The organism is Pseudomonas sp. P8_241 (genome assembly GCF_034008315.1).
Classification (GTDB): Bacteria; Pseudomonadota; Gammaproteobacteria; order Pseudomonadales; family Pseudomonadaceae; genus Aquipseudomonas.
The window spans coordinates 3748494-3772343 of the sequence record NZ_CP125377.1 but is presented as its reverse complement, the minus strand read 5'-3'; the positions used below and the strand labels follow the sequence as shown (position 1 = coordinate 3772343).

15 protein-coding genes are annotated in these 23850 nt (G+C 60.3%); 4 read left to right on the top strand and 11 right to left on the bottom strand.

Annotated elements, in window-relative coordinates; translation table 11 throughout:
* Window positions 1–2: 2 nt before the first annotated feature.
* Window positions 3–2234: a 1,4-alpha-glucan branching protein GlgB gene (gene glgB, locus QMK58_RS16945; RefSeq protein WP_320395089.1), complete on the top strand. Its 2232-nt coding sequence runs from the start codon at window positions 3–5 to the stop codon at window positions 2232–2234.
* Between the two features lie 110 nt (window positions 2235–2344).
* Here glgB and QMK58_RS16940 read toward each other — a convergent pair whose 3' ends face one another.
* From QMK58_RS16940 to glgA, 9 genes are all read right to left on the bottom strand, one after another.
* Complete coding sequence (locus QMK58_RS16940) at window positions 2345–3412, bottom strand: autotransporter outer membrane beta-barrel domain-containing protein (protein WP_053158968.1); 1068 nt, start codon at window positions 3410–3412, stop codon at window positions 2345–2347.
* Between the two features lie 310 nt (window positions 3413–3722).
* Complete coding sequence (locus tag QMK58_RS16935; RefSeq protein ID WP_320395088.1) at window positions 3723–6374, bottom strand: autotransporter outer membrane beta-barrel domain-containing protein; 2652 nt, start codon at window positions 6372–6374, stop codon at window positions 3723–3725.
* Window positions 6375–6616: 242 nt separating this feature from the next.
* Window positions 6617–7450 (bottom strand): endonuclease/exonuclease/phosphatase family protein, encoded by an 834-nt coding sequence (locus tag QMK58_RS16930; protein ID WP_413817384.1) that lies wholly within the window; start codon window positions 7448–7450, stop codon window positions 6617–6619.
* 65 nt (window positions 7451–7515) lie between these two features.
* On the bottom strand, window positions 7516–9678 hold the full coding sequence (gene glgX / locus QMK58_RS16925; RefSeq protein ID WP_320395087.1) for a glycogen debranching protein GlgX: 2163 nt from the start codon (window positions 9676–9678) through the stop codon (window positions 7516–7518).
* A 187-nt stretch (window positions 9679–9865) separates the two neighbouring features.
* On the bottom strand, window positions 9866–10201 hold the full coding sequence (locus QMK58_RS16920; protein WP_053158976.1) for a DUF2934 domain-containing protein: 336 nt from the start codon (window positions 10199–10201) through the stop codon (window positions 9866–9868).
* 21 nt (window positions 10202–10222) lie between these two features.
* Window positions 10223–13018, bottom strand: coding sequence for a malto-oligosyltrehalose synthase (locus QMK58_RS16915; protein WP_320395086.1), 2796 nt, complete (start codon window positions 13016–13018; stop codon window positions 10223–10225).
* Window positions 13015–15093: a 4-alpha-glucanotransferase gene (gene malQ / locus QMK58_RS16910; RefSeq protein ID WP_320395085.1), complete on the bottom strand. Its 2079-nt coding sequence runs from the start codon at window positions 15091–15093 to the stop codon at window positions 13015–13017. The genes QMK58_RS16915 and malQ overlap by 4 nt, the downstream gene beginning before the upstream one ends.
* A complete protein-coding gene (gene treZ, locus QMK58_RS16905) occupies window positions 15086–16885 on the bottom strand; it encodes a malto-oligosyltrehalose trehalohydrolase (protein ID WP_053158981.1) in 1800 nt (599 codons plus the stop codon). Before treZ ends, malQ begins: the two co-directional genes overlap by 8 nt.
* Window positions 16886–16896: 11 nt before the next feature.
* On the bottom strand, window positions 16897–18480 hold the full coding sequence (gene glgA, locus QMK58_RS16900) for a glycogen synthase GlgA (protein ID WP_053158984.1): 1584 nt from the start codon (window positions 18478–18480) through the stop codon (window positions 16897–16899).
* 561 nt (window positions 18481–19041) lie between these two features.
* Here glgA and QMK58_RS16895 point away from each other — a divergent pair.
* Together QMK58_RS16895 and nudC are read left to right on the top strand one after the other, a co-directional pair.
* Window positions 19042–19854 carry a crotonase/enoyl-CoA hydratase family protein gene (locus tag QMK58_RS16895; protein WP_053158986.1) on the top strand — a complete coding sequence of 271 codons (813 nt, stop codon included), beginning with the start codon at window positions 19042–19044 and terminating at the stop codon, window positions 19852–19854.
* A 6-nt stretch (window positions 19855–19860) separates the two neighbouring features.
* The gene (gene nudC, locus QMK58_RS16890) at window positions 19861–20691 is read left to right on the top strand and encodes an NAD(+) diphosphatase (protein ID WP_053158988.1); all 831 of its coding nucleotides are present in this window, start codon (window positions 19861–19863) and stop codon (window positions 20689–20691) included.
* Here the strand turns inward: nudC and QMK58_RS16885 are convergent.
* Together QMK58_RS16885 and QMK58_RS16880 are read right to left on the bottom strand one after the other, a co-directional pair.
* Window positions 20659–21438 (bottom strand): TSUP family transporter, encoded by a 780-nt coding sequence (locus tag QMK58_RS16885; protein ID WP_320395084.1) that lies wholly within the window; start codon window positions 21436–21438, stop codon window positions 20659–20661. The genes nudC and QMK58_RS16885 overlap by 33 nt on opposite strands.
* Window positions 21439–21689: 251 nt before the next feature.
* Entirely contained in the window at window positions 21690–22166 is a 477-nt protein-coding gene (locus QMK58_RS16880; protein ID WP_053158991.1) for a DUF1348 family protein, read from the bottom strand.
* 260 nt (window positions 22167–22426) lie between these two features.
* Between QMK58_RS16880 and pssA the strand changes: the two genes are divergently transcribed.
* Window positions 22427–23770: a CDP-diacylglycerol--serine O-phosphatidyltransferase gene (gene pssA, locus QMK58_RS16875; protein ID WP_053158992.1), complete on the top strand. Its 1344-nt coding sequence runs from the start codon at window positions 22427–22429 to the stop codon at window positions 23768–23770.
* Window positions 23771–23850 lie beyond the last annotated feature (80 nt).

The window sequence follows — 23850 nt, the reverse complement described above, 5'->3', positions numbered from 1 at the left end:
TCATGAGTGTCTCGAACAAGGAACAGGGTGATCACAAAGAAGCGCTGCTACCCAGGGCGCGGGACATCGACGCGTTGGTACGCGCTGAACACATCGACCCTTTTTCCATTCTCGGTCCCCACGGCGATGGCGCTGGCGGGCAGTTTATCCGGGCTTATCTGCCGGGCGCGCTGAGCGTTCAGGTGGTAGCCAGCGATTCTGGCGAAGAGCTCGGCAACCTCGAAGACACACAGACACCAGGGCTGTTTGTCGGGCATTTCGAACGGGCACAACCTTATCTGCTGCGGACTCGCTGGGCCGGTGGCGAACAACTGGCCGAAGACCCTTACAGCTTCGGCCCGCTGCTGGGCGAAATGGATTTGTACCTGTTTGCCGAGGGCAATCACCGTGACTTGAGCGCCTGCCTCGGCGCACAACTGAAGACAGTGGACGGCGTCGAGGGCGTGCGTTTCGCAGTGTGGGCGCCGAATGCCAGAAGGGTGTCGGTGGTCGGCGATTTCAACGTGTGGGACGGGCGTCGCCATCCGATGCGCCTGCGCCATCCTACCGGGGTCTGGGAGTTGTTCATCCCGCGCCTGCAGGCGGGGGAGGTGTACAAGTACGAAATTCTCGGCGCCCATGGGATTCTCCCGCTGAAGGCCGACCCCATGGCACTGGCAACCACCTTGCCACCGGACACCGCGTCGAAAGTCGCGTCGCCGCTCAAGGTCGACTGGCAGGACCAGGACTGGATGTTGTCCCGAGGCGAGCGCCATCTCCCGACCGCCCCTTTGTCGATCTATGAACTGCACGCCGGCTCGTGGCAATGCGAGCTGGACGATCTTGGCGAAGTGGCTCGCCAGTACACTTGGCCAGAGCTGGCGGAGCGCTTGATTCCGTATGTCAAGGAACTGGGATTCACTCACATTGAACTGATGCCGATCATGGAGCACCCGTTCGGTGGCTCATGGGGCTATCAGTTGTTGGCGCAGTTCGCTCCGAGCGCACGTTATGGCACGCCTGATGAGTTCGCGGCGTTCGTCAACGCCTGCCACGTCGCCGATATTGGCGTGATCCTCGATTGGGTGCCGGCGCATTTCCCTACCGATACCCATGGTTTGGCACAGTTCGATGGCACCGCACTCTATGAATACGGTAACCCTCTGGAAGGCTTTCATCAGGACTGGGACACGCTGATCTACAACCTGGGCCGCACCGAAGTGCACGGCTACATGCTGGCGTCAGCGCTGCACTGGCTCAAGCATTTCCACGTTGACGGCCTACGGGTCGATGCCGTGGCTTCGATGCTCTATCGCGACTACTCGCGCAAAGCCGGCGAGTGGGTGCCGAACCGCCATGGTGGCCGGGAAAACCTGGAAGCCATCGACTTCCTGCGCCATCTCAACGATGTCGTGGCACTGGAAGCGCCCGGCGCACTGGTAATCGCCGAGGAGTCCACCGCGTGGCCAGGCGTCAGCCAAGGCACACAACAGGGTGGCCTGGGCTTCGCCTACAAATGGAACATGGGCTGGATGCATGACTCGCTGCATTACATCCAGCAGGACCCGGTGTACCGCGCGCATCACCACAACGAACTGAGTTTCGGCCTCGTATACGCGTGGTCCGAGCGCTTTATCCTGCCGATCTCCCATGACGAAGTGGTGCACGGTAAACATTCGCTGATCGACAAGATGCCCGGCGACCGCTGGCAGAAATTTGCCAACCTGCGGGCCTACCTGAGTTTCATGTGGACGCATCCGGGCAAGAAGCTGCTGTTCATGGGCTGCGAGTTCGGCCAGTGGCGTGAGTGGAATCACGATCAGCAACTGGACTGGTATCTGTTGCAGTACTCCGAGCACAAGGGCGTGCAGAAACTGGTCGCCGACCTCAACCGCCTGTACCGGGAAGTGCCTGCCCTGCATGAGCAGGATGATGTGCCGCAGGGCTTCCAGTGGCTGATTGGTGATGATGCGATCAACAGTGTCTATGCGTGGTTGCGCTGGAGCAAGGAGGGTGATCCGGTGTTGGTGGTGGCCAACTTCACGCCGGTGCCACGTGAAGCCTATCGCGTGGGCGTGCCGTTTGCGGGCCGCTGGAAGGAGTTGATGAACAGCGATTCGGCAACTTATGCCGGGTCCAACTACGGCAATGAAGGCGGGGTGCTCGCCGAAGAGGCGCCAAGTCATGGTCAGGCATTATCGCTGGTCCTCAATTTGCCGCCGTTGGCGGTGTTGATTCTGCGGCCCGAAGACTGACCGGATCATCGCGAGCATGCTCGCTCCCGCAGGTACCACCTCAAGACCTGTAGGAGCGAGCATGCTCGCGATGGCGTCAGCCCGGTCAAAACACCTCTAGTGTCTACTCCTCACCACCGCATCCGCACACCCAGGCTGCCGATCAACCCGTTCAGATCATTGTCATCTACATCACTGCTGTAATCGGCACTGACGTACAAGCTCACCGCTGGTGTCACCCTCGCGACCAGACCCAGGCCCAGTTCGACGGTTGAAGACTTGCGACTGCTGCTGATCTTGTCGACCTCATCGAGCGTCACCGTGTTGCCGGTGTACACCGTGTGCCACAAGTTGGTCCGCACGTAGGGTTCGACGGGCAGGCCACTGATGTCGTAACTGCCTTTCAAGCGCGCTCCGACCCGGCCGCTCCAGGACGTCAAGTCAGTGGAGGACGCATTGCCCGAACCTGCATACGGGGCGTCCAGCGTGATGCGCTGATTGATCAACTGCGCTTGCGGCTCGATCACCCAGTTCTCACCCAGGCCTATGGGGAAGCCACCTTCGACCGACAGCGTCATCGCGCTGCCTTCGGTGGCTTGCCGCGCACCTTGCTCATTGCGGCTGATACCGTTGACGCGGCCTCCGCTGGCCGTCAAGTCGACGTGCCAGCCCTGTGGCCCGGTCAGGCTCCAATAGGCGCCCAGGCTCTGGCCTTGAAGATTGAGTATGTCGCTGTTGGGGTCGGAGTGCGCCACCGGGCTTCGCACGCCATTGCTGTTGAACTGAATCTGCTGGTTGCCACCCACAAGACCGACACGCTGGGTATGACCGCTGGCGCTTTGCAGGGTCAGGATCGCTGGGCTCTTGAAGTCGCTGGTTCCGGGAACGCTGGAGTCGAGGGAAAGGAAGTCGGTTTGTGCTTGCCGTGAAGCCTGGCCATAGAGTTGGTCCCAGGCAGAGGGTGCGGCGTCTTCTGTGGACAGTCGGGAACTTCGTAGATCGGGGTGGGCGCTGAATTGGCCGGGATACGTCGTTGCAAGGGCAGACAAGCTGAGCGTAGGGGGTTCCTGCTGGTACCAGGGTAAGGTGTCTTCCTCGGCAGGGCCGGCCTGCACTTCCATGGAGGAACACAGCAGGAGTGAACTTGAGACAGTGCAAAAAGTAACTTTGATCTCTTGTGAGGTGAGAGTGGTTTTCATGGAGGTCTACCTTGCAATCGCATGCGGGATCTCGCTTCTGGCGTCTCTCCTACCCCGAGTGAGGGGCGACCGAATGGAGTAGGACACACCACGGGCTGCCCGTTTTTACGGGCGCCGGCGGCTTGTCCTGATGGTACTTCCGGGGTAGTAACGTGAAGTCAAGAAGACCCGACCCCATGCGTCAAGAAAATGGCCGATAAGTGGTATGGGTATTTAAGGTCATTTAAGTGACTGATTTACGGCGCCCTCTAAGTGCTTGTTTGTTGGAAGATACGTCAAAAAAACTGCGAGCTAGAGCCTTTTTTCAGGGTTACCAACTGACCCTGACACCCATGTTGCCGAACGTTCCTCGTTGCTGGTTGCTGTCGATATTGCCGGTGTAATCAAAGGCGACGTACAGGCTGACCGAGGGATTCAGACTTAACACCACACCGACCCCGATGTCGGCTGAGGAGGACTCCTGTCGGCTTTCGATTTTATCGGCGTTATCAAAGGTCACCGTATCGGTACCGGAAAAGGTGTGCCACAGGTTTGCGCGCAGGTAGGGTTCCAAAGGTTGCCCGTTGAGTTGGTAACGGCCCTTGAGCCGCGCACCGAGGCGACCGGTCCATGCGCTGTCGGAGTCGAAAGAGACGCGGGAAATGCCATCGTTCTGGCTTTTGAGGGAGATTTTCTGGTTGATCAGTTGCGCTTGGGGTTCGACTACCCAATTGTGGGTCAGCGCGATGGGATAACCGCCTTCCACCGAAAACGTCAGGGCATGACCCTTATTGTCGATCTTCAGGCCACGCTCGGATTTACTGTCACCGTCCAGCCAGGTGTACATCGCTACGCTATCGAAGTACCAGCCTTGTTGATCGGTCAGGGTCCAATAAGCGCCAAGGCTGTCTCCATTAATCTCAACCTTGCCGGCGCGCATGTCTTCGAATCCCTGAGTGAATCCGTTGACGTTACCTTGCAAACGACTGTGGCCGACAAAGAAACCCGTCCGCTGGGTTTGTCCGCCCGCCAGTTGTGATGCGAAAAGATCGTTGCCCACCTGAAAGGCCTTCAGCGAACCATTGAGACGCGGCGCCACGGTGCCGGCCCACGTCTGGTCGAAGTCCTTGCCGTAGACCCGACCCCAGCCTGCACTCAAGGCGCCGGTTTCAGCGAGCAGGCGCTGATCGCCCTGACGATCATGGAAGGTACCGAGGGCACTCAGAACCAGTTGTGTAGCGGCTGGCGGCAGCACCGACCAGACCGGCACTTCTTGCCGGAAAAGCGCAATCGGCGCGGCGCCCGGTACGGCGGCAGGCAACACCAGGGTTTCCAGGAGTGGAACTGTTGGAATTGTTGGATTCGTTGGATCCGTTGGAACTGTTGGAACTGTTGGCACTTCAGGACTTGGCGGAACTCCGGCCTGCGCCACAATTGGCGCAGCGACGGGAACCGCGACCAGCGGCACCAGAATAGGCGGTGAATCCGGTGTTGCTCCAGCGACCTCCACCAGCGGCGGCGCCACGACGGAGGAACGCAGGTAGAAACTGTTTTCGCTGCCTCTGGTCACGCCACCCTTAAACAAACGGTAATCGTACGCCCCCGCCGATACGGTACCTTTGAGGGCAAACGCGGTGCTTTCGCTGACTGCCGTGCCTTGAGCCTTTACCACCTCAATGCCGTTCTGTTGAGTCAGGGCACCCACACCGCCGATGTTGGTGACGGTGATCAGGGTGGTGCCGGTCAATTTTCCGTTACTGACCACCAGCTTGTCGCTGGGCGAGCTGTCGTCGCCCAGGCGGGTTTGCACTAACAACTGGCCACCCTTGCCGACGTAATTGCCGTTGAGGGTCATGGTGTCGTCGGTGCGGGAGTTGCTGCGGGTGAGGTCAATGGTGCCAGCGTTGTTCAACGTGGCGAGTCGTTCTGCGTTGAGGGGGGCGATACCGCCCTGAACCGAAGTCAGCGTACTCTTGGCGTCGATGTTGAATTCACCGGTACCGATGGTGCTGTCGCCCAACACAAAAGTGCCATCCAGATCGAAGCGCGAGTCGTTGTTCAGATTGACCGTTTCCCAATTCTTATAACGGCCAGCACCCGCCGAATCGCTGTGATCAAAGGTCAACAGGTCGGTGCCGTTTTCACCGTTGATGCTCGGGGTCAGGGCCAAGGTGGTTTCAGTCAGGTTGCTCAGGGTTGCGCGGTCGTTGCCTTCGCCCATCAGGATGGCTGAGCGGATCGTCCCGCCATCGCTCCACTTCAGCGTGTCATTCCCGGCACTGGCGCGGATCTCACCGACAATCTCGCCACCGGTCACGGTGATTCTGTCGTTGCCGCCGCTGACACTGAGGTTACCGCCGATACGGCCCCCCGAGAGGATGATGGTGTCGGTGCCGAACCCGGTGACCAGATTGCCCTTGATCTCCCCGCCAGACATGTCGAACAGGTTGTCGTCGAGCTTCATGTCTACCCGGCCGATGGAGCCCGCAGTCATTCGCGCTTCGTCGCCATCCTCGAAGGCGCCCGTTATGGTGCCGCCGGTCATCAAAAACCTGTCAGGACTGTCTCCCTGAGCGAGGGAACCGATGATGCCCCCACTCATGAGAAAGTTATCGACGCCATCACCCTGGAGGACTGCCCCGGTGACCTGACCCGCACCGATGGTGAAAGTGTCGTCACCATCACCCTGCAAGACCGTGCCGACAATCACACCGGAAATCATATCGACTTTGTCGTTACCAGCACCGAAGGTCACATTGCCCGTGACTGTGCCGCTGCCGCCTGCGGGAAAGGCCAGGCTGTTGTTGCCCGACAAGTCAGTCAGTGCGCCACTGGAGCCACTGTCACACACGTAACTATCGTTGCCGACGGTGGGCGTCAGCGTACAGGCACCCAGGGCAGGTTGCGGCCATCCGGCACACAACCAGAGTGAAAAAACACAGGCGCCATAACGGTATTTGGTCAGATCTGTCGAAAATTCCATGTTCGTCTCCACGAATGGACCGATGCCCGGGCCGCCACCGCTTTAACGTGGCAAGGCATCGGGCACGCTCGGCAGCGCGAGTTGCGAGACGACATCGAGAAATCAACTTTCCCGCACAGATCCTTCGGCAACCTTGGCTACAGTGAGTCGCAAGCCCCTTCAACTATCGAAATGGGCGAGGTCACCGTAGCAAAGAATTTTTGTGCGTGGCTACTGTCAGAAATAACAGGTAGGTGTGCGCATCAGAGATGTACTTCCACCGCCAACGGCAAATGATCGGACAGATGCGTCCAGGGTTTACTCCCCAGAATGCGCGGTTGATGGCTGTTGGCGTTGCGCAGGTAAACGCGGTCCAGACGTAGCAATGGAAAGCGTGCAGGGTAGGTCTTGGCGGGTCGACCGTGGTGGCGTTCGAAGGCTTCGTGCAGATAATGGCGGCGGGCGAGGGCGGCGTTGCCTTGCAGTTGCCAGTCGTTGAAATCCCCGGCGATGATGACCGGTGCATCGTCGGGCAGGGATTCAAGCAACTGACAGAGCAACTGCAATTGCAATTGGCGATGGCTCTCCAACAGGCTCAAGTGAACGCAGATGGCATGCACCTCGGTATGGCCCGGCACGTCCAGTACGCAATGCAACAGACCACGGCGTTCGGGCCCGGTGATGGACACGTCGAGGTTGCGGTATTCGCGGATCGGGTATTTCGACAGCAGGGCATTGCCGTGGTGCCCGTTGGGGTACACGGCATTGCGGCCATAGGCGAAGTCGCTCCACATGCTGTCGGCGAGGAATTCGTATTGCGAGGTTTGCGGCCAATCGTTAAAGCGCGAGGAGTGACGATCGTGCTCGCCGACGACTTCCTGCAGAAACACCAGGTCCGCCGAGGTACTGCGGACCGCTTCACGCAGCTCCGGCAGAATGAAGCGTCGATTGAGCGCGGTAAACCCCTTGTGCGTATTGACCGTCAGCACCCGCAACCGATGAATGGCCGCTGGGGGATCCACCGGCACCGATTCGGCTGCCTGCTGCTTGGAATGACTGGCCACGTTTGCTCCTTTGTCTGCGGTCTGCTTATGCATGCGACTGATACGGTGGCGCGCAGTTCAGTTTCACAGGCGACAACGTTGCGGTCGCAAAGGTGCTTTTATTCTTCCTCCTCATGCTGAAGCTCGAACAGCAGCAACGACCGTCCGGTGACCGAGTATTCGTGGCCGAACTCAAAGCGCTCCTGGCCGCGAATCGACGGTTGGTTGGTGTCGATCATGCAGGTCCAGAATCCGCCGTCAGGCACTTGCGGCAGCATGAAGTTGACGATGTCGTGATGGGCGTTAACCACCAGCATCAGCGTAGCATCCGCGCCTTTGCGGCGAATGCCGGTTTCCTGAGCGCGACCGTCGAGCAGCATGCCCAGGCAGCGGTTGTGCGCATCGTGCCAGTGCTCGGTGGTCATTTCAGTGCCGTCCGGCGCCAGCCAGGTCACGTCCTTGACGCCGATGTCCTCGTTGTAATTTCCCACCAGAAAACGCCCACGGCGCAGGATCGGGTAAGTCAGGCGCAGCTTGATCAGACGTTTGACGAACTTGAGCAACGCTTTGCCGTCCTCGCTCAAGTCCCAGTTGACCCAACCGATCTCACTGTCCTGGCAATAGGCATTGTTGTTGCCGTCCTGGGTTCGGGCGAATTCATCACCGGCCACCAGCATCGGCGTGCCCTGGGCGATTAACAGGGTGGCAAAGAAGTTGCGCATCTGCCGATGACGCAGGGCATTGATCTCGGGGTCGTCGGTCGGCCCTTCGACACCGTGGTTCCACGACAGATTGTTGTTGCTGCCGTCCTGATTGTCTTCGTCGTTGGCTTCGTTGTGCTTGTCGTTGTACGACACCAGGTCGTTGAGGGTGAAACCGTCGTGGGCGGTGATGAAATTCACGGAAGAATAGGGACGCCGTCCACGCTGATTGAACATCTCGCCCGAGGCAGTCATGCGGCTGGCGAAGTCCGCCAGTTGCCCGTCATCACCTTTCCAGAATGCGCGGACGGTGTCGCGGAACTTGTCGTTCCATTCGACCCAGCCCGGTGGAAAACCGCCTACCTGATAGCCGCCGGGGCCGCAATCCCAGGGTTCGGCAATCAATTTGACCTGGCGCAGCACCGGGTCCTGCCGGCAGGCGACGAGGAAGCTGTGGCGTTCGTCGAAGCCGTCGTGATAGCGCCCGAGGATGGTTGCCAAATCGAAGCGGAAGCCATCCACGTGCATTTCGGTGGCCCAGTAACGCAAGGAGTCGGTCACCATTTGCAGGACGCAGGGATGGCTCAGGTCCAGGGTGTTGCCGGTGCCGGAATCGTTGATGTAGAAACGCTTGTCGTCGGGCATCAAGCGATAGTAGGACGCGTTGTCGATGCCGCGCATGGACAGGGTCGGGCCTTGTTCGTTGCCCTCGGCGGTGTGGTTGTAGACCACGTCGAGGATCACTTCCAGATTGGCTTCGTGCAGGTGCGCGACCATTTCCTTGAACTCGGCAATCTTGCCGCTGGCCAGGTAGCGCGGGTCGGGGGCGAAGAACGCGATGCTGTTGTAGCCCCAATAGTTGGTCATGCCCTTGTGCAGCAGGTGCTGGTCATTGACGAAGGCATGAATCGGGAGCAATTCAACGGTCGACACTCCGAGCTTGCGAATGTGTTCCACCACGTCATCGACCATCAACCCGGCAAACGTACCGCGCACGTTCTCGGGGACGGCAGGGTGGCGCATGGTGAAACCGCGGACATGGGTTTCATAGATGATGGTTTTGTCCCAGGGCACACTGACGCGATGGTCGTGGCCCCAGGTGTGGGCCGGGTCGATCACTTTGCATTTGGGCACGAAGGGCGCGCTGTCGCGCTCATCGAAACTGAGGTCGGCGTCGGGGTGGCCGATGGTGTAGCCGAACAGCGCTTCAGACCATTTCAGTTTGCCGACCAGTTGCTTGGCGTAAGGATCGATCAGCAATTTATTGTGATTGAAGCGATGGCCGTTCGCCGGGTCGTAAGGACCGTAGACGCGATAGCCGTAGATCAGGCCCGGATGGGCGTCGGGCAGATAGCCGTGGTAGATCTCGTCGGTGTATTCGGGCAGTTCGATGCGTTCGAGCTCGACTTCGCCGGTATCGTCGAACAGGCACAGCTCAACCTTGGTGGCATGGGCGGAAAACAGGGCGAAGTTGACCCCCAGGCCATCCCAGGTCGCACCCAGCGGGAAGGGCAAACCCTCGCGAATTCGCGTGGCTTCGGCACGGGGGGCTGGTGTGGCGAGTTTCTTGGGGCTGGTCATAAATTCTCCGGCAAACGTTTAACCTGTAGGAGCGAGCCTGCTCGCGAGGGTGTGTCAGCCTGCACAGGTGCTGAATGTTGAACCGCTATCGCGAGCGAGTTCGCTCCTACAGGTTTTTTTCGGTCGAGCGTAGCCTCAGTGGCAAGCGGGCTCGCCACGACGTCATTTAGAAACAAGGTTGGGTAAATCAAACCGCAGGCGGTTTTCGCGCAGCCCGGGGTTTTTTCTCGGCGGCTTTTTCCCCCGGCGGAATCACTTTCGATGCCGCCGCAGGCTTGCTCCTGACTTTGGGCACGGCAAGCTTGCCGTCCAGCGCTTTGCCATTGCTGAGCTTGCCGTCGCCGGTTTTTTTAACGCCAGATTTGCTGGCGGCAGCTTTGGGCGACTTGCTCGGCGCCAGCGCTTCGGCCTCTGCCAGTTTGCGCGCCATCTCCCAGTGGCGGGCTTCCTGACCTTCGGGTTTTCCTTCTGACTCCCAGATCTGATAAGCGAATTCTCGGATGCGTTTATCGTCGGTACTCATCGCAATGCTCCTGAACTGAACTCAAGTGTGGGTCGTTTGAATAATGAGATTGACCGGGAATTCCCCCAGCGCGGCGCTGATCATCAGCTCCCTGTGTTTTGTGACTGCGACGCTCGAAAAAAGTCCCTTCAGATTTTCCTCAGGCTCAGTGAACGGCAAGTTGACTCGGGTATCGCCCCACAGCGGCGCGTCGATCTGTGGTTCGGCACTGTTTTCCAGCAGTTGCGCGCATCGAATCGGCACAATCACGATGGCGCGTTTTCCTTCGTGCTCCCGGGCAAAAGCCAACACTCGTTGAGCCTGGCTGCCCAGCACTTCCAATGCCTGATACGTGCCTCGGTGAAACAGCGTCGCTTGTTCGGCACGCAGACCCAATGTGCGCGCAATCAAGGCCTGCTTGATGCGCCCATCGCGCCAGTTCATCAGCAGATCCGGCACATCAACCACCTGCTGCAGCGTTTGTTGGCGTCTGGCGTAATCCACCGGTTGCCGATTGTCCGGATCGACCAGGCTGAAGTCCCAATAGTCGTTGCCTTGATAGAGGTCCGGCACCCCTGGCACTGTCATGCGCAGCAAGGTTTGCGCCAAACCATTCAGGGCGCCGGGCGTGGCGATTGAGCGGGCCGCTTTTTCAAGGGCGGCGCGCAGCAGTTCGCCTTCCGGGCGCAGCAGCAGGCGCTGGAGAAAATCCTCGGTCGCCTGCTCGTACGCATCGTTGGGCGCGCTCCAGCTGCTTTGCAGTTTGGCTTCACGCAGCGCTTTGCGTTGCCATTGCCAGAGGCGCTTGGCGTAGTCCTCCAACGCCACCGGCTCATCCGCCCGCAACGTCAGTGGCCAGCTGCCGAGAATGGCTTGATACAGAATCAATTCATCACCCGTCGACGGCGTTTGATCGTCGGCGCGCAAGGGCCGGGCGAGGGCGCGCCACAAACCGATCTGATCGGCATACCAGGCGCTGCGCTCACTCAATACGGCCAGGCGCGCGCGGGTGTCTTCGCCGCGTTTGTGGTCGTGAGTGGCGGTGGCGAGCAGGTTGTCCGGGAAGGCGTCGAGGCGCTCGATGCAGGCCTGATGGAACGCTTCGACCGGGGCACTGAACTGCTCGGTACTGAAACCGACGTCATTGCGCGAAAGCAATACCGCCGAGCGATAGAAAGCCGTGTCTTCCACCGCTTTCGCTGCGGCGGGCGAGGTCAGTTGCTGAAAGCGTACGCAGGCATGCTTGAGGCGTTTGCGTTCGCGGCCTGCGGGACGCCGGCGCCAGGGTTCACCGCCGAGCCACCCGGCGAGGCAATCGAGTACCGGCCAGTCGGCTTCGCCCAGCGCTCGACGGGCACCTTCGATGGCCTGCTGGAAAAACACGTCATCCTGATCTGATCGGCCGAGGGGGTTGATGTACGTGCGGTACACCGGGAAATACACGATCAACGCCTGCAAGGCCCGGCGAATCGCACCGAGGGTCAGGTCGCGAGTCATGAGGTTGTCCCGGGCCACTTGCAGCAAGGCCTGGGCGACACTTTCAAAATCCCCGGCCAGGGAGCCGTTGAGAATCTGCTGGCGCGCCAACTGAGCTTCCTGAGCAAAATCGGCGGGACGTTCACTGTGGCGGTGCCAGAGTTCGGCGAGTGTCTGTGTGCCCAGCGGATCGTGCTGCAGTAGTGACAGCTGATTCATGAACTCGTAACCGGTGGTGCCGTCCACCGACCAGTCGCGGTGCAGGGTTTCGCCTTCGCCGAGAATCTTTTCGACGTAGATGGGCAGGTGCCGCCCCACGGATAACCGATCGATCCGTCGACGCAGTTTTCGGCAGTAGCCCCGAGGGTCGGCGAGGCCGTCGATGTGGTCGATGCGCAGCCCGTCGATCAGCCCTTGCGCCACCAGCTGGAAGATCTTCGCATGGGTCGCTTCGAAGACTGCCGGACGTTCGACGCGCAGGCCACCCAATTCATTGATGTCGAAAAAGCGCCGCCAATTGATGTCGTCGGCGGCGGTGCGCCAACTGGCCAGGCGATAGCTCTGGCGCTCCAATAAATTGTGCAGGCGCTGGAAACCTTCAGGAGTCTGGGAATCGAAGCGTTTGAGATTTTGCTCGATGGCTGCGGCGAACTGCGGATCGTTCGCCAGGTCGCGCAGCTCGGCTTTGAGCGGGATCGCCAGGCTATGTGCATCGGTCTGGTAGCTCAGTGCGCCGAACCGATCAGCCAGGTTTTTGAGTAGCTCGGCCTGAGTTGCGTCGGGCGCCACCTCGGTCTTGAGCAGTTCACCGTAATCGCCAGGGCAAATCGGGAAACGGTGATCGTAGTGTTCAACATGGAGCGTGCCGTGCCAGGCATCGAATCGCATCGCCAGGGTGCCGTCCTGCAAGGCGACGCCGTAGTCGCTGCCAAGGAACGGCAGGAGCAATTGGCCCTCCATCAGCGGATCGGGGGAATGCCACTGGATGTCGAAGAACTCGCCGTACGGACTCAGTCGTCCCCATTCCAGCAGGTCCAGCCACCACGGGTTATCGCCGCCGCCCACGGCCATGTGGTTGGAAACGATATCGAGGATCAGTCCCATGTCGTGTTCGCGAAGGGCATTGACCAGACGCCGCAGCGCCGCTTCACCGCCCAGTTCCGGGTTGACCCTGGTCGGGTCCACCACGTCATACCCATGCATCGACCCTGAGCGGGCGCGCAGCAAAGGCGAGGCGTAGACATGGCTGATGCCGAGGCGGGCGAAATACGGCACCAGCGGCACCGCATCGTCAAGCGTGAAACCTTTGTGAAATTGCAGTCGCAGGGTGGCCCGCAGCATTGGATCAAGCGTTTTTGTCATCGATCACGCTCGGCAGCTTGCAGGCGCGCGCAGGCGAGCAGTTCCAGGCGCCGGGCGGCGTCCGGACCATCGAGCAAAGCTTCGCTGTACCCGGGAAGCCTTCGCGACCAGTTGGGGTGTGCGTCGATGGTGCCCGGCAGATTCGCCTGCTGCTCAACGCCGAGAGCATCCTCCAGCGGCAGCAAAACCAGAGGCGCACGGGTATGGCCGAGGAAGCGAACACTGGCATCGAGGATCTGGTCGGTCTCGTGGGATTCTTCGCGGAAGTTCTGCGGATCCTGGCTCAAGACCCGGCGCAGACCTTCGCGCTCGCGCTCACGGTGCTGGCGCCATTCGATTTCACTGCTGGCGTCGACCATGCCGAGCCGGGCATTCCAGTCGATATCCCGGCCATGCCACCAGCCGTTGAGCGTCGGCAGGTCATGGGTGCTGGTGGTGGCCAGCGCATTGTCTGGCCAGTCGAGTATCGGTTTGAAGTGCGCGTTGTCCTGTTCAAACAGCAAGACGCGCATGCCCAGCATCGAACGGGCAATGAGTTTCTCCCGCAGACCCTCCGGCACCGTGCCCAGGTCCTCGCCCAGCACGATCGCCTGATGACGATGGGATTCCAGGGTGAGTAAACGCAGCAGATCGTCCACCGGGTAATAGAGGTACGCGCCGTCGGCGGGCGGCGAGCCGTTGGGTATGACCCACAGGCGTTGCAGGCCCATGACATGATCGATGCGCAAGCCGCCGGAGTGGGCGAAGTTGGCCCGGAGCATTTCGATGAAGGCGCGGTAGCCGTTACGCACCAGGCCTTCTGGCGAGAATGCGGAAATCCCCCAGCCCTGGCCGCTGCGATTGAGGATGTCCGGTGGCGCGCCGACGGTGAGGGCGGCGAGCAGTTCGTCCTGCCGGCTCCAGGCCTGGCTGCCAGCACCATCGGCGCCGACTGCCAGATCGGCGATCAGGCCTATGTTCATGCCGCTGCTGCGGGCAGCGGCCTGGGCCCGTTCCAGGCAGCGGGTGATCAGCCACTGGCAGAACGCGAAAAAACCGATGCGCCCGGCGTTTTCTTCGGCGAATTCGGCCAGCGCGGTGCTACGTGGATTGCGCCATTGCTCGGGCCACTCTCGCCAGTCGAGGTTTTCACTCCGGGCGGCGCGAGCTTCCTGAATAGCCTCGAAGCGGCAATGGTTTTCCAGGGCTTCGCCACCGGCGTGGCGAAAGCTGCTGAAGTCGGCGTGCAAGGGGTGTTCGCCCTGGACGAAGCCTTCGTACAGCGCCTGCAATATCCGGTGCTTGGCTTCGGCGGCGGCCGGCCAGTCGATCAGCGGGCGCGCTTCCAGATCCTTCAGCTGGTCAGCCAGCCCGGTTGCATCAATCGCGGTGCGCAAGGCGCGTTCACCCAGAATCGCACCAGGCGCGCAGTAGAGGCTATTGAGAAATAAACGGCTGGACGGTGAATAAGGGCTGTAGCGCTGGGTGTCACTGGAGAACATCGCGTGCAGTGGGCTGATCGCCAGCGCGTCTGCACCGCGCTCGCCCGCAACCCGGGCGAGGTCTTCCAGCGCCTGGGTATCGCCGAAGCCGCCATCGCCCGGGCGACGCAAGCCATACAGCTGCACACTCAAGCCCCAGCCACGCGGGATCGGGCTGTCTGCCGCATCGCCTACGCTGTAGCAACGGGCCGGCGCCACGGCGAGGGTGAAGGTTTGTCCATCAATGCTGGCGTGCTGGTAGCCGACCGGGATCAAGCCGGGGAGCACCGCCTGGGCATCCAGTTTCAGGTTGAGCCGCGAGCCGTCTTCGAGATGGATTTCGCACAGGGTTTGAGGGGCAAAAAAACGTGCCAGATCGAGGCCGACACCGACGTCGGCGGTGATCAAGGGTGGCAGGTGCTGGGTGTGTTGCGCCGCTTGCAACTCCAGCAGACTGGCGTCGATTTCCTGGGCGCTGCCGGCCGGATGGCCGAGTCCGGTCAGCACATTACGCAGGACCGAGGGCGCGACTTTTTGCGCGCGGCCATTGGCGTCGATCCAGTCGACCGCGAGGCCGGCACGGCTGGCCAGAATTTCCAGTTGCGCATCACTCATGGACGCTCTCCGTCAGGGGTAGCAAAGGGGCTGCAGCGATGATGCTGACGAGCGCGCAATAGGGAGCAAGGGTGCCTTGATCCAGCAGGGCGGCGGACTTTGGCGGTTGTTCGAACAACACCTGCGCGCCGGTCTGTGGGGTGTGGACCACGGGCTTGTCGCCCAGGTTCAGGTCAATGCGCCACAGACTGCCATCGCCCAGACGCCATGACGCACTGACTGCGCCATCGCCCAATACATTAGCGCCCAGTGGCTGGGTGCCAGGCAGGCGCGGGATGAGGTGTCGATGGCGGATCTGCAACAATTGTCGATACAGGTCGTGCGTCGCGCTGTCAGCACACGTTGGCATCATTGGGCGCGATGCTTCAAAGGTCTGCGGCGCATTCGGATCGGGAATGCGCGCGCGTTGGTGCGGATCGGTGAACGCGCTGAACGCCGCGAATTCATTTCGACGCCCATCGCGCACCAGTTTCGCCAGTTCACCGTGGTGGCTGGTGAAAAACAGGAACGGTTGTTCGACGGCGAATTCATCGCCCATGAAAAACAGCGGGATCATCGGCGATAACAGTAACAACGCCGTCGCTGCCCGCAATGCTTGCGGATGGGCCAGTTGATGCAGGCGCTCACCAAAGGCACGGTTGCCGATCTGGTCGTGATTCTGCAGAAACAGGATAAATGCACTGGGTGGCAGGTGCTCGCTGGGCTCACCACGTGCCACACCGTGACGGTTGATGTGGCCCTGAAACACGAAACCCTGGTTCAGGCAGCGCGCCAGTTGTGCGGTCGGATTGTGTGCATAGTCAGCGTAGTAGGCGTCGGTCTCACCGGTCAGTAGAACGTGCAAGGCATTGTGGCCGTCGTCGTTCCACTGCGCGTCGTAACCTTGCTCCAGCAGGCTGGCCTCGTTGTGTTCGTTTTCCAGCATCAGCCAGACATGACGCGCAGGATCGATTTGTTGTCGTACCCGTCGCGCCAGTTCCTGAAGGAAGTCCGGGTCTTCGATGGCGTGCACGGCGTCGAGGCGCAAGCCGTCGAAGCGGTACTCCTGCACCCACATCAAGGCATTTTCGATAAAGAAGTCCCGCACTTCACGCCGACGGAAGTCGATGGCCGCGCCCCAGGGCGTGTGCTTGTCTTCGCGGAAGAAGTCCTTGGCGTAACGATGCAGATAATTGCCGTCCGGTCCGAAGTGGTTGTAGACCACGTCGAGAATCACCGCCATGCCATGGCCATGGGCGGTGTCGATCAAATGCTTGAGCTGATCGGGTGAGCCATACGACGCCTGGGGCGCAAAGGGCAGAACACCGTCGTAGCCCCAATTACGCTCGCCGGGGAATTGCGCCACAGGCATCAATTCGATGGCGGTGACCCCCAGTTCAACCAGCCGCGACAAATGTTGCTCGACGGCCTCGAAGCCGCCGAGCGCACCGACGTGCAATTCGTAGATCACCGCCTCGCTCCACGGCCGTCCCAACCACTCAACGTGTCGCCACTGGTAAACCAACGGATCGACCACCATGCTGTGGCGATCGATATCGCCCGCCTGTGCGCGAGAGGCGGGGTCGGGCACTTCCAGTTCGCCATCAATGCAGTAGCGGTAACGCGTCCCCGCCGGGCATCGAGTATTGATCACGAACCAGCCGTCGGCCTGAGGCAGCAACGGCAAGGACTGTCCATTTTCCAGTTCGACACTGACGTAAAACGCATCTGGCGCCCACAACGCAAATTGCGTGTGCTGTGCGTCCAGCATGATTGCGCCGTGGGGCCAGGTCTCAAGGGTCCGTAACGGCATCTTCATCCCTCTTACTGTTTGTTCGATTTCCCCAACGCTTTAGCCACAAGCTGTTCGTAGAGTTCGGCGTAGGGTTCGACCGCCTTGCACCAGTTGAAAGGTGCCGCCATGGCCCGGCAGCGCATGGCGTGCAGCAGGTCAGGGAAGGCAAACACCTTGAACGCCCGGCTCAGAGCTTGCTGATAGCTCTCGACGGTGGATTCGTCGAACAGGAAACCGGTCACGCCGTTTTCGATGGTGTCGGCCAGGCCGCCGGTGTTGCGTGCCACCGGCAAGGAGCCGAAGCGCTGGGCGTACATCTGGCTCAGGCCGCACGGTTCGTAACGGGACGGCATCAGCAGGAAATCGCTGCCGGCGAACATGCGCCGGGCATCGGTTTCGTTGAAGCCGATGCGCACGCCGATCTGCCCGGGGAAACGCAGGGCCAGTTCGCGCATCGCCTGTTCTTCTTCCGGTTCGCCGCGACCGATGATCGCAATCTGGCCGCCGTTTTTGACGATGAACTCGGACACCGCTTCGGTCAGGTCCAGGCCTTTCTGGTAGACCAGTCGCGACACCACGGCGAACAGCGGACCCTCTGAGTCCTGCAGGCCAAACAACTGGCGTACGTGGGCGGCATTCACGGCTTTGCCTTCCCAATCGCCAATGCCAAACGGACAGAACAGGTGCGGATCGGTGGCCGCATCCCAGCTCTCGTCTATGCCGTTGGGAATACCGCTGAGCAAACCTTGCTGGGTCTTGGCGGCGAGGAAACCGTCGAGACCGCAGCCGAAATCCGGGGTGGTGATTTCCTGGGCGTAGGTCGCACTGACCGTGGTGATGTGGCTCGAATAGGCCATGCCGGCCTTGAGGAACGACATCTTGCCGTAGAACTCCATGCCTTCCTGTTGCAGTGCGTGATGGGGGATGCCCAACTCGGGGCAGGAACCCAGGCTGGTCACGCCCTGATACGCCAGGTTATGGATGGTGAACAACGTCGGGGTGCGCTGTCCGCGCCAGTGCATGTAAGCCGGCGCCAGGCCGGCCGGCCAGTCGTGGGCGTGCACCAGGTCCGGGCACCAGTGAATTTGTGCGAGGTTGGCGGCGATATCGGCAGCCGCCAGACCCAGGCGAGCGAAGCGAATGTGGTTGTCCGGCCAGTCACGGCCGTTGTTCGCGCCATAGGGTGAGCCTTCGCGCTCGTAGAGTTCGGGGCAGATCAACACGTAAATGACCAGACCATCAGGCATGTCCATGCGCCCGACCTTGCAGGGTGGCAGCGCCGCATGGCCGCCCAGTTCACCGATGATATGAATCGGGTTTTCGCTGTTGAGCACTTGCGGGTAACCGGGGATCAACACCCGCACATCATGCAGATGGGCCATGGCGCGAGGCAGCGCGGCAGAGACGTCGCCGAGTCCACCGGTCTTCACCAGGTCGGCAATTTCCGAGGTGACGAACAGGACTTTCTTGCGGTTGGGGTTGTGGCTGACCACCGGTGCCAGCGTCTTGGTCACCGGGACGTTGATCGGTTGCGTATTTGCGGCACTTACGGCGCTCGATTCGCCGACCTGATGAGCACGCTCTCCCTGTATTTCCAAAGCCGTACTGATCATATGAATCTCCCGTGTTGTTGATCTAATTCTTAGGTCTGGCAAACGGTATTTCAGGCCAGATTCCCTTGGCCGGGCGCAAAAGCGCTACGCATCAGTGAGCAAGCGCTGCCCAATGCGTTGAAGCAAAAGGGGTGAATGAGCCTTTGCAAAGATTGCACCAGTCGCAACGCACCTTCTTTTGAGAGGACCGACGGAGAAAGGTAAAAGTTTCCACTTTTTTTCCGTTTTGTGACCGACCGGTCTCGCCTCGAGAAAATGAGTCTAGGCCAGAACTTAGAGCGGTAAAGCGCAGATGGCAAAATTGTTCGACAATCGGTTTGAAGCGGAACGAGCGTGCCTGATCAAGGGGCGAACGCTCCGACGAAGGGCGTGTTTTTTTGCGCATTGGCCTCAAAAAGTCACGGGCCGGTCACATAACCGTGCAACAGGATTTTGCGCTCATGCACTGTTACGGTGCGTGACGGGTGAGTCCCGCATTTGGCCGAACCACTGCCTTACTGACGGTGATGGGGGGTTGGTATAGTTCTGGCCTCATTTTTTGCCCGCAAAAGGATCACTGGCATGGCTCAGTACACCGCGTTCAACGTCGAACTGGTCAATAAAATCGCTCATGTGCAAATCAACCGCCCCGAGAAGATCAACTCGATGAACGCTGCGTTCTGGAGTGAAATCGTCGAGATTTTCCAATGGATCGACGACAGCGACGATGTGCGCGTGGTGGTCCTCAGTGGGGCAGGCAAGCATTTCTCGTCGGGTATCGACCTGATGATGCTGGCCAGTGTGGCCAACGAACTCGGCAAGGACGTGGGTCGCAACGCACGCCTGCTGCGACGCAAGATCCTCAACCTGCAAGCCTCGTTCAACGCCGTCGATAATTGCCGCAAACCGGTGCTCGCGGCGATTCAGGGTTACTGCCTGGGCGGGGCAATCGATCTGATTGCCGCTTGCGACATGCGTTACGCCGCTGAAGATGCACAGTTCTCGATCAAGGAAATCGACATCGGCATGGCCGCCGACGTCGGCACGCTGCAACGCTTGCCGCGAATCATCGGGGACGGCATGCTGCGTGAACTGGCTTACACTGGTCGCACGTTTGGTGCCGACGAGGCGCGGAGCATGGGCCTGGTCAATCGCGTTTACAGCGACAGCGCCAGCCTGCTCGACGGCGTCATGGGCATTGCCGGCGAAATCGCCGCAAAGTCGCCGATTGCCGTCACCGGCACCAAGGAGATGATCAGCTACATGCGCGACCATCGCATCGATGACGGCCTCGAATACATCGCTACCTGGAACGCCGCCATGTTGCAATCCACTGATCTTCGCGTGGCCATGGCTGCCCATATGAGCAAACAGAAACCCGAATTCCTGGATTGATTGACCATGATTTCTCGCTGGACCACCGCAGTACTGGACACAGACCAACCCGGCGGCTGGGCTGTCGCACGCAGCCCTGAAGGCTTTTTGTTCGACGACAACGGCGCGCTGTTCCCAAGGGAATGGCTCAAGCGCCAGGACTTGTCGATTCTGGCTGAACACGGCATCGGTCATCTCGATGGAGAGCCGGTTTATCTGCTGGAACTGCGCAGCCACAGCGACGTGCCGGGTTGCAACTGGAAAGGTCTGCGGGCATTCATGCTGGACGGTGATCACACGGTCTATAAAGTGCTGGGTTACGCCGCGCAGATCGGCACCTGGGCACGCGAGCATCGCTTTTGCGGCAATTGCGGGCAGGCCATGACGCAAGTGCCGCGAGAGCGGGCAATGTATTGCCAGCCATGCGAGATGCGCAGTTATCCGCGCATCTCGCCGAGCATGATCGTGTTGGTCACCCGGGGCGATGAAATCCTGCTGGCGCGTTCACCGCGCTTCGTCACGGGGGTCTACAGCACACTGGCCGGTTTTGCCGAGCCGGGTGAGTCGGCCGAAGATTGTCTGATCCGCGAGGTACGCGAGGAAGTGCGCATCGAGGTCAGGAACATCCAGTACCTGGGCAGCCAGTGCTGGCCGTTCCCGCACTCGATGATGCTCGGCTTCCATGCCGAATACGCCGGTGGTGAGATCGTGTGTCAGGAAGACGAGATCGAAGACGCCCAGTGGTTCAACGTGCACGCGTTGCCGCCGTTGCCGGCGTCGCGCTCGATTGCCCGTTACCTGATCGACGTGTATGTGGCGCGGCGTTTAGGCCACGCTGAACCAGTGTTGCCAGGCTAAACGCACGGTCAGACCCAACACCACGGTGATGAACACCGGACGAATGAACTTCGCACCCCCGCTGATGGCGGTGCGGGCGCCGAAGAAGGCGCCGACCATCAATGACGAGCCCATGCACAGGCCGATGATCCAGTCCACCTGACCGGAAAAGATGAACACCGACAGCGCCGCCGCGTTGCTGACGAAGTTCATGCTGCGCGCCACACCGCTGGCCTTCACCAGATCGATAGGGTAGAGCAGCAGGCTGCTGACGGTCCAGAACGCGCCCGTGCCCGGACCGGCCACGCCGTCATAGAAGCCGAGGCTGAAGCCCTGTGTCGATTGCCACTTCTTCTTGATCGGCGCGTCGCTGTCCAGCGGCGCTTTCGGCGTACCACCAAACAACAGATAAACGCCACAGGCGAAAACGATTACCGGCAGCATCTTGTTCAGCCATTCCGCTGGCAGGTAATGCGCGACGATGGCACCGATCAGTGCGCCCAACAACGTGCCGACGATGGCGTGAACCCACTGTGCGGGATGGAACAGCTTGCGGCGATAGAAGGTAAAGCTGGCGATGGCCGAGCCGAAGGTCGAGCTGAGTTTGTTGGTGCCCAGGACCAGGTGCGGAGGCAGGCCGGCGGTCAGCAGGGCTGGTGTGGTCAACAGACCGCCGCCGCCGGCGATGGCATCGATGAAACCGGCAACAAAAGCGACAAGGGCGAGAATGGCCAGGGTGGAGAGGTCAACACTGAGTTCGAAGGGCATGGGATCGGCTTATTCGGCGGGTGCAGAAAGGGGCTGCGGGGAAGGGGCGACATCTTACTCATCTGTACAACACAAAACCAATGCAGGAGCGGATCGCAGATCCTGTAGGAGCCGGCTTGCTGGCAAGCCAGCTCCTACAGGTCCGGCGCGAGGGCTGATGCTGTAGGCGCCGGCTTGCTGGCGAACCAGACGACGCGGTGTGTCAGGCCGGCCGCCTCGCTGGCAAGCCAGCTCCTGCATAAAGTGCGTGTTTACAGGCCTAGATCTGACAGCCCTGGATGATCATCCGGTCGCCGCCCCAGCGGCCAGTGGTACTTGCGCTCGCTTTCCTTGATCGGCATGTCGTTGATGCTGGCAAACCGTCGCGCCATCAAACCATCCTCGTTGAACTCCCAGTTTTCGTTGCCATAGGAACGAAACCAGTTGCCCGAGTCGTCGTGCCATTCATAGGCAAAACGCACTGCGATGCGGTTGTCGGTAAAGGCCCAGAGCTCCTTGATCAGGCGATAGTCGAGTTCCCTGGCCCATTTGCGCGTCAGGAAGGCTTTGGCTTCTTCGCGGTTATGGGCGAACTCGGCGCGGTTTCGCCATTGGGTGTCCAGGGTGTAGGCCAGGGACACGCGCTCCGGCTCGCGGGAGTTCCAGCCGTCTTCGGCCAAACGGACTTTCTCAATGGCCGATTCACGGGTGAAGGGCGGCAATGGCGGGCGAACGTTGGCATCAGACATTTCAAGGCTCCGTATCAAGTTGAAATTCAAACAAGGGTCGAGCAGATTTTGATCTTCAGAGTGAAGGTCCTCTTTTTGCAATACCAATGCGTTGATGCCTGATAAATGGCTTTCGCGAGCACGCTCGCTCTCACAAGAGAATGCCGTTGAATGGGGGCGTGAGCCTGTTCGCGAAGAGGCCATTACAGACCGTAACAAGACCCAACCCCATCGATGGTGTAAGCTCTTGGGTTCTTCGGATTCGACCCATTGCGAGCCCTATGCCGTCGCTTTTCAAACGCTCCCTGCTGCCAAAACTACGCAGTTTTGCGCTGACCGCCGATGCCGTCAGCATCCTTTCCGGCGCTGCCGAATTTCGTCGTTGCCTGCTGGAAAAAATCGCCAGCGCGACCCAGCGCATCTATATCGTCGCGTTGTACCTGCAACAGGACGAAGCCGGCCAGGAAATTCTCGATGCCCTGCACGCAGCGAAAGCCGCACGTCCTGAGCTGGACGTGGTGGTCGTTGTCGACTGGTTGCGCGCCCAGCGCGGTCTGATCGGTGCCGGCAAACAGCCGGGCAACTCGGCGTGGTATCAGGAAATGACTCGCACCCACGCAAGTGTAGTGCCGGTGTATGGCGTCCCGGTGCAGACCCGCGAACTGTTCGGCGTGTTGCACCTCAAGGGCTTCGTCATTGATGATTGCGTGATCTACAGCGGCGCGAGTCTGAACAACGTTTATCTGCACAAGTTCGACAAGTACCGCTACGACCGTTATCACCTGATCCAGAACCGCGAACTGGCCGATTCGATGCATCACCTGGTGCAACACGGCCTGGTCGCATCCAAAGCGGTGCATCGCCTCGACTTGCCGAACCTGCCGACCACCCGCAGCCTGCGCAACGATATCGGTGACTTGCGCAGCCGTCTCAAGCACGCGGCGTACGACACCACGGCGGGCACCACGCTCAAGAACGGTTTGACCGTCAGCCCGTTGCTCGGCGTTGGCAAGAACAACCCGTTGAGCCGGGTGATTTGCGAACTCATCGCCAGTGCCCAGCATCAACTGACCATTTGTACGCCGTACTTCAACCTGCCATTGGCCGTGACCCGGGAAATCAACCGGGCACTGGCGCGGGGGGTGAAGATCGACATCGTGGTCGGCGACAAGACCGCCAACGACTTCTACATTCCGCCGAGCGAACCGTTCAAGGTGATCGCGGCGCTGCCATACCTGTACGAGATCAGCCTGCGCCGGTTTGCCAAGCGCCATCAGCGCAACATCGACAGCGGTCAGTTGAACCTGCACCTGTGGCACGATGGCGACAACACCTATCACCTCAAAGGCATGTGGATTGATCAGCGCTACACCTTGCTGACCGGCAACAACCTCAACCCGCGCGCATTCCGCCTCGACCTGGAAAACGCCTTGCTGATCGATGATCCGCACAGCCAGTTGCTGGAACCGCGCCGCAAGGAGCTGGCCGAAATCTTCCAGCACACCCGGCGCATCGAGCGCTATCAGGATCTGGAAACCCTCGCCGAATACCCGGCGGGCGTGGCCAAGTTCCTCAAGCGGGTCAGTCGCGTGCGTATTGAGCGGTTGCTTTACCGTATTCTTTGAGCGGTAACGTCGCCTTCAATGCAATCGCGAGCAGGCTCGCTCCCACAACCCTGTGGGAGCGAGCCTGCTCGCGAAGAGGC

Coding starts and splice junctions, on each gene's coding strand:
- glgB (WP_320395089.1), top strand. CDS start 3: ATGAGTGTCTCGAACAAGGAACAGGGTGATCACAAAGAAGCGCTGCTA.
- QMK58_RS16940 (WP_053158968.1), bottom strand. CDS start 3,412: ATGAAAACCACTCTCACCTCACAAGAGATCAAAGTTACTTTTTGCACT.
- QMK58_RS16935 (WP_320395088.1), bottom strand. CDS start 6,374: ATGGAATTTTCGACAGATCTGACCAAATACCGTTATGGCGCCTGTGTT.
- QMK58_RS16930 (WP_413817384.1), bottom strand. CDS start 7,450: ATGCATAAGCAGACCGCAGACAAAGGAGCAAACGTGGCCAGTCATTCC.
- glgX (WP_320395087.1), bottom strand. CDS start 9,678: ATGACCAGCCCCAAGAAACTCGCCACACCAGCCCCCCGTGCCGAAGCC.
- QMK58_RS16920 (WP_053158976.1), bottom strand. CDS start 10,201: ATGAGTACCGACGATAAACGCATCCGAGAATTCGCTTATCAGATCTGG.
- QMK58_RS16915 (WP_320395086.1), bottom strand. CDS start 13,018: ATGACAAAAACGCTTGATCCAATGCTGCGGGCCACCCTGCGACTGCAA.
- malQ (WP_320395085.1), bottom strand. CDS start 15,093: ATGAGTGATGCGCAACTGGAAATTCTGGCCAGCCGTGCCGGCCTCGCG.
- treZ (WP_053158981.1), bottom strand. CDS start 16,885: ATGCCGTTACGGACCCTTGAGACCTGGCCCCACGGCGCAATCATGCTG.
- glgA (WP_053158984.1), bottom strand. CDS start 18,480: ATGATCAGTACGGCTTTGGAAATACAGGGAGAGCGTGCTCATCAGGTC.
- QMK58_RS16895 (WP_053158986.1), top strand. CDS start 19,042: ATGGCTCAGTACACCGCGTTCAACGTCGAACTGGTCAATAAAATCGCT.
- nudC (WP_053158988.1), top strand. CDS start 19,861: ATGATTTCTCGCTGGACCACCGCAGTACTGGACACAGACCAACCCGGC.
- QMK58_RS16885 (WP_320395084.1), bottom strand. CDS start 21,438: ATGCCCTTCGAACTCAGTGTTGACCTCTCCACCCTGGCCATTCTCGCC.
- QMK58_RS16880 (WP_053158991.1), bottom strand. CDS start 22,166: ATGTCTGATGCCAACGTTCGCCCGCCATTGCCGCCCTTCACCCGTGAA.
- pssA (WP_053158992.1), top strand. CDS start 22,427: ATGCCGTCGCTTTTCAAACGCTCCCTGCTGCCAAAACTACGCAGTTTT.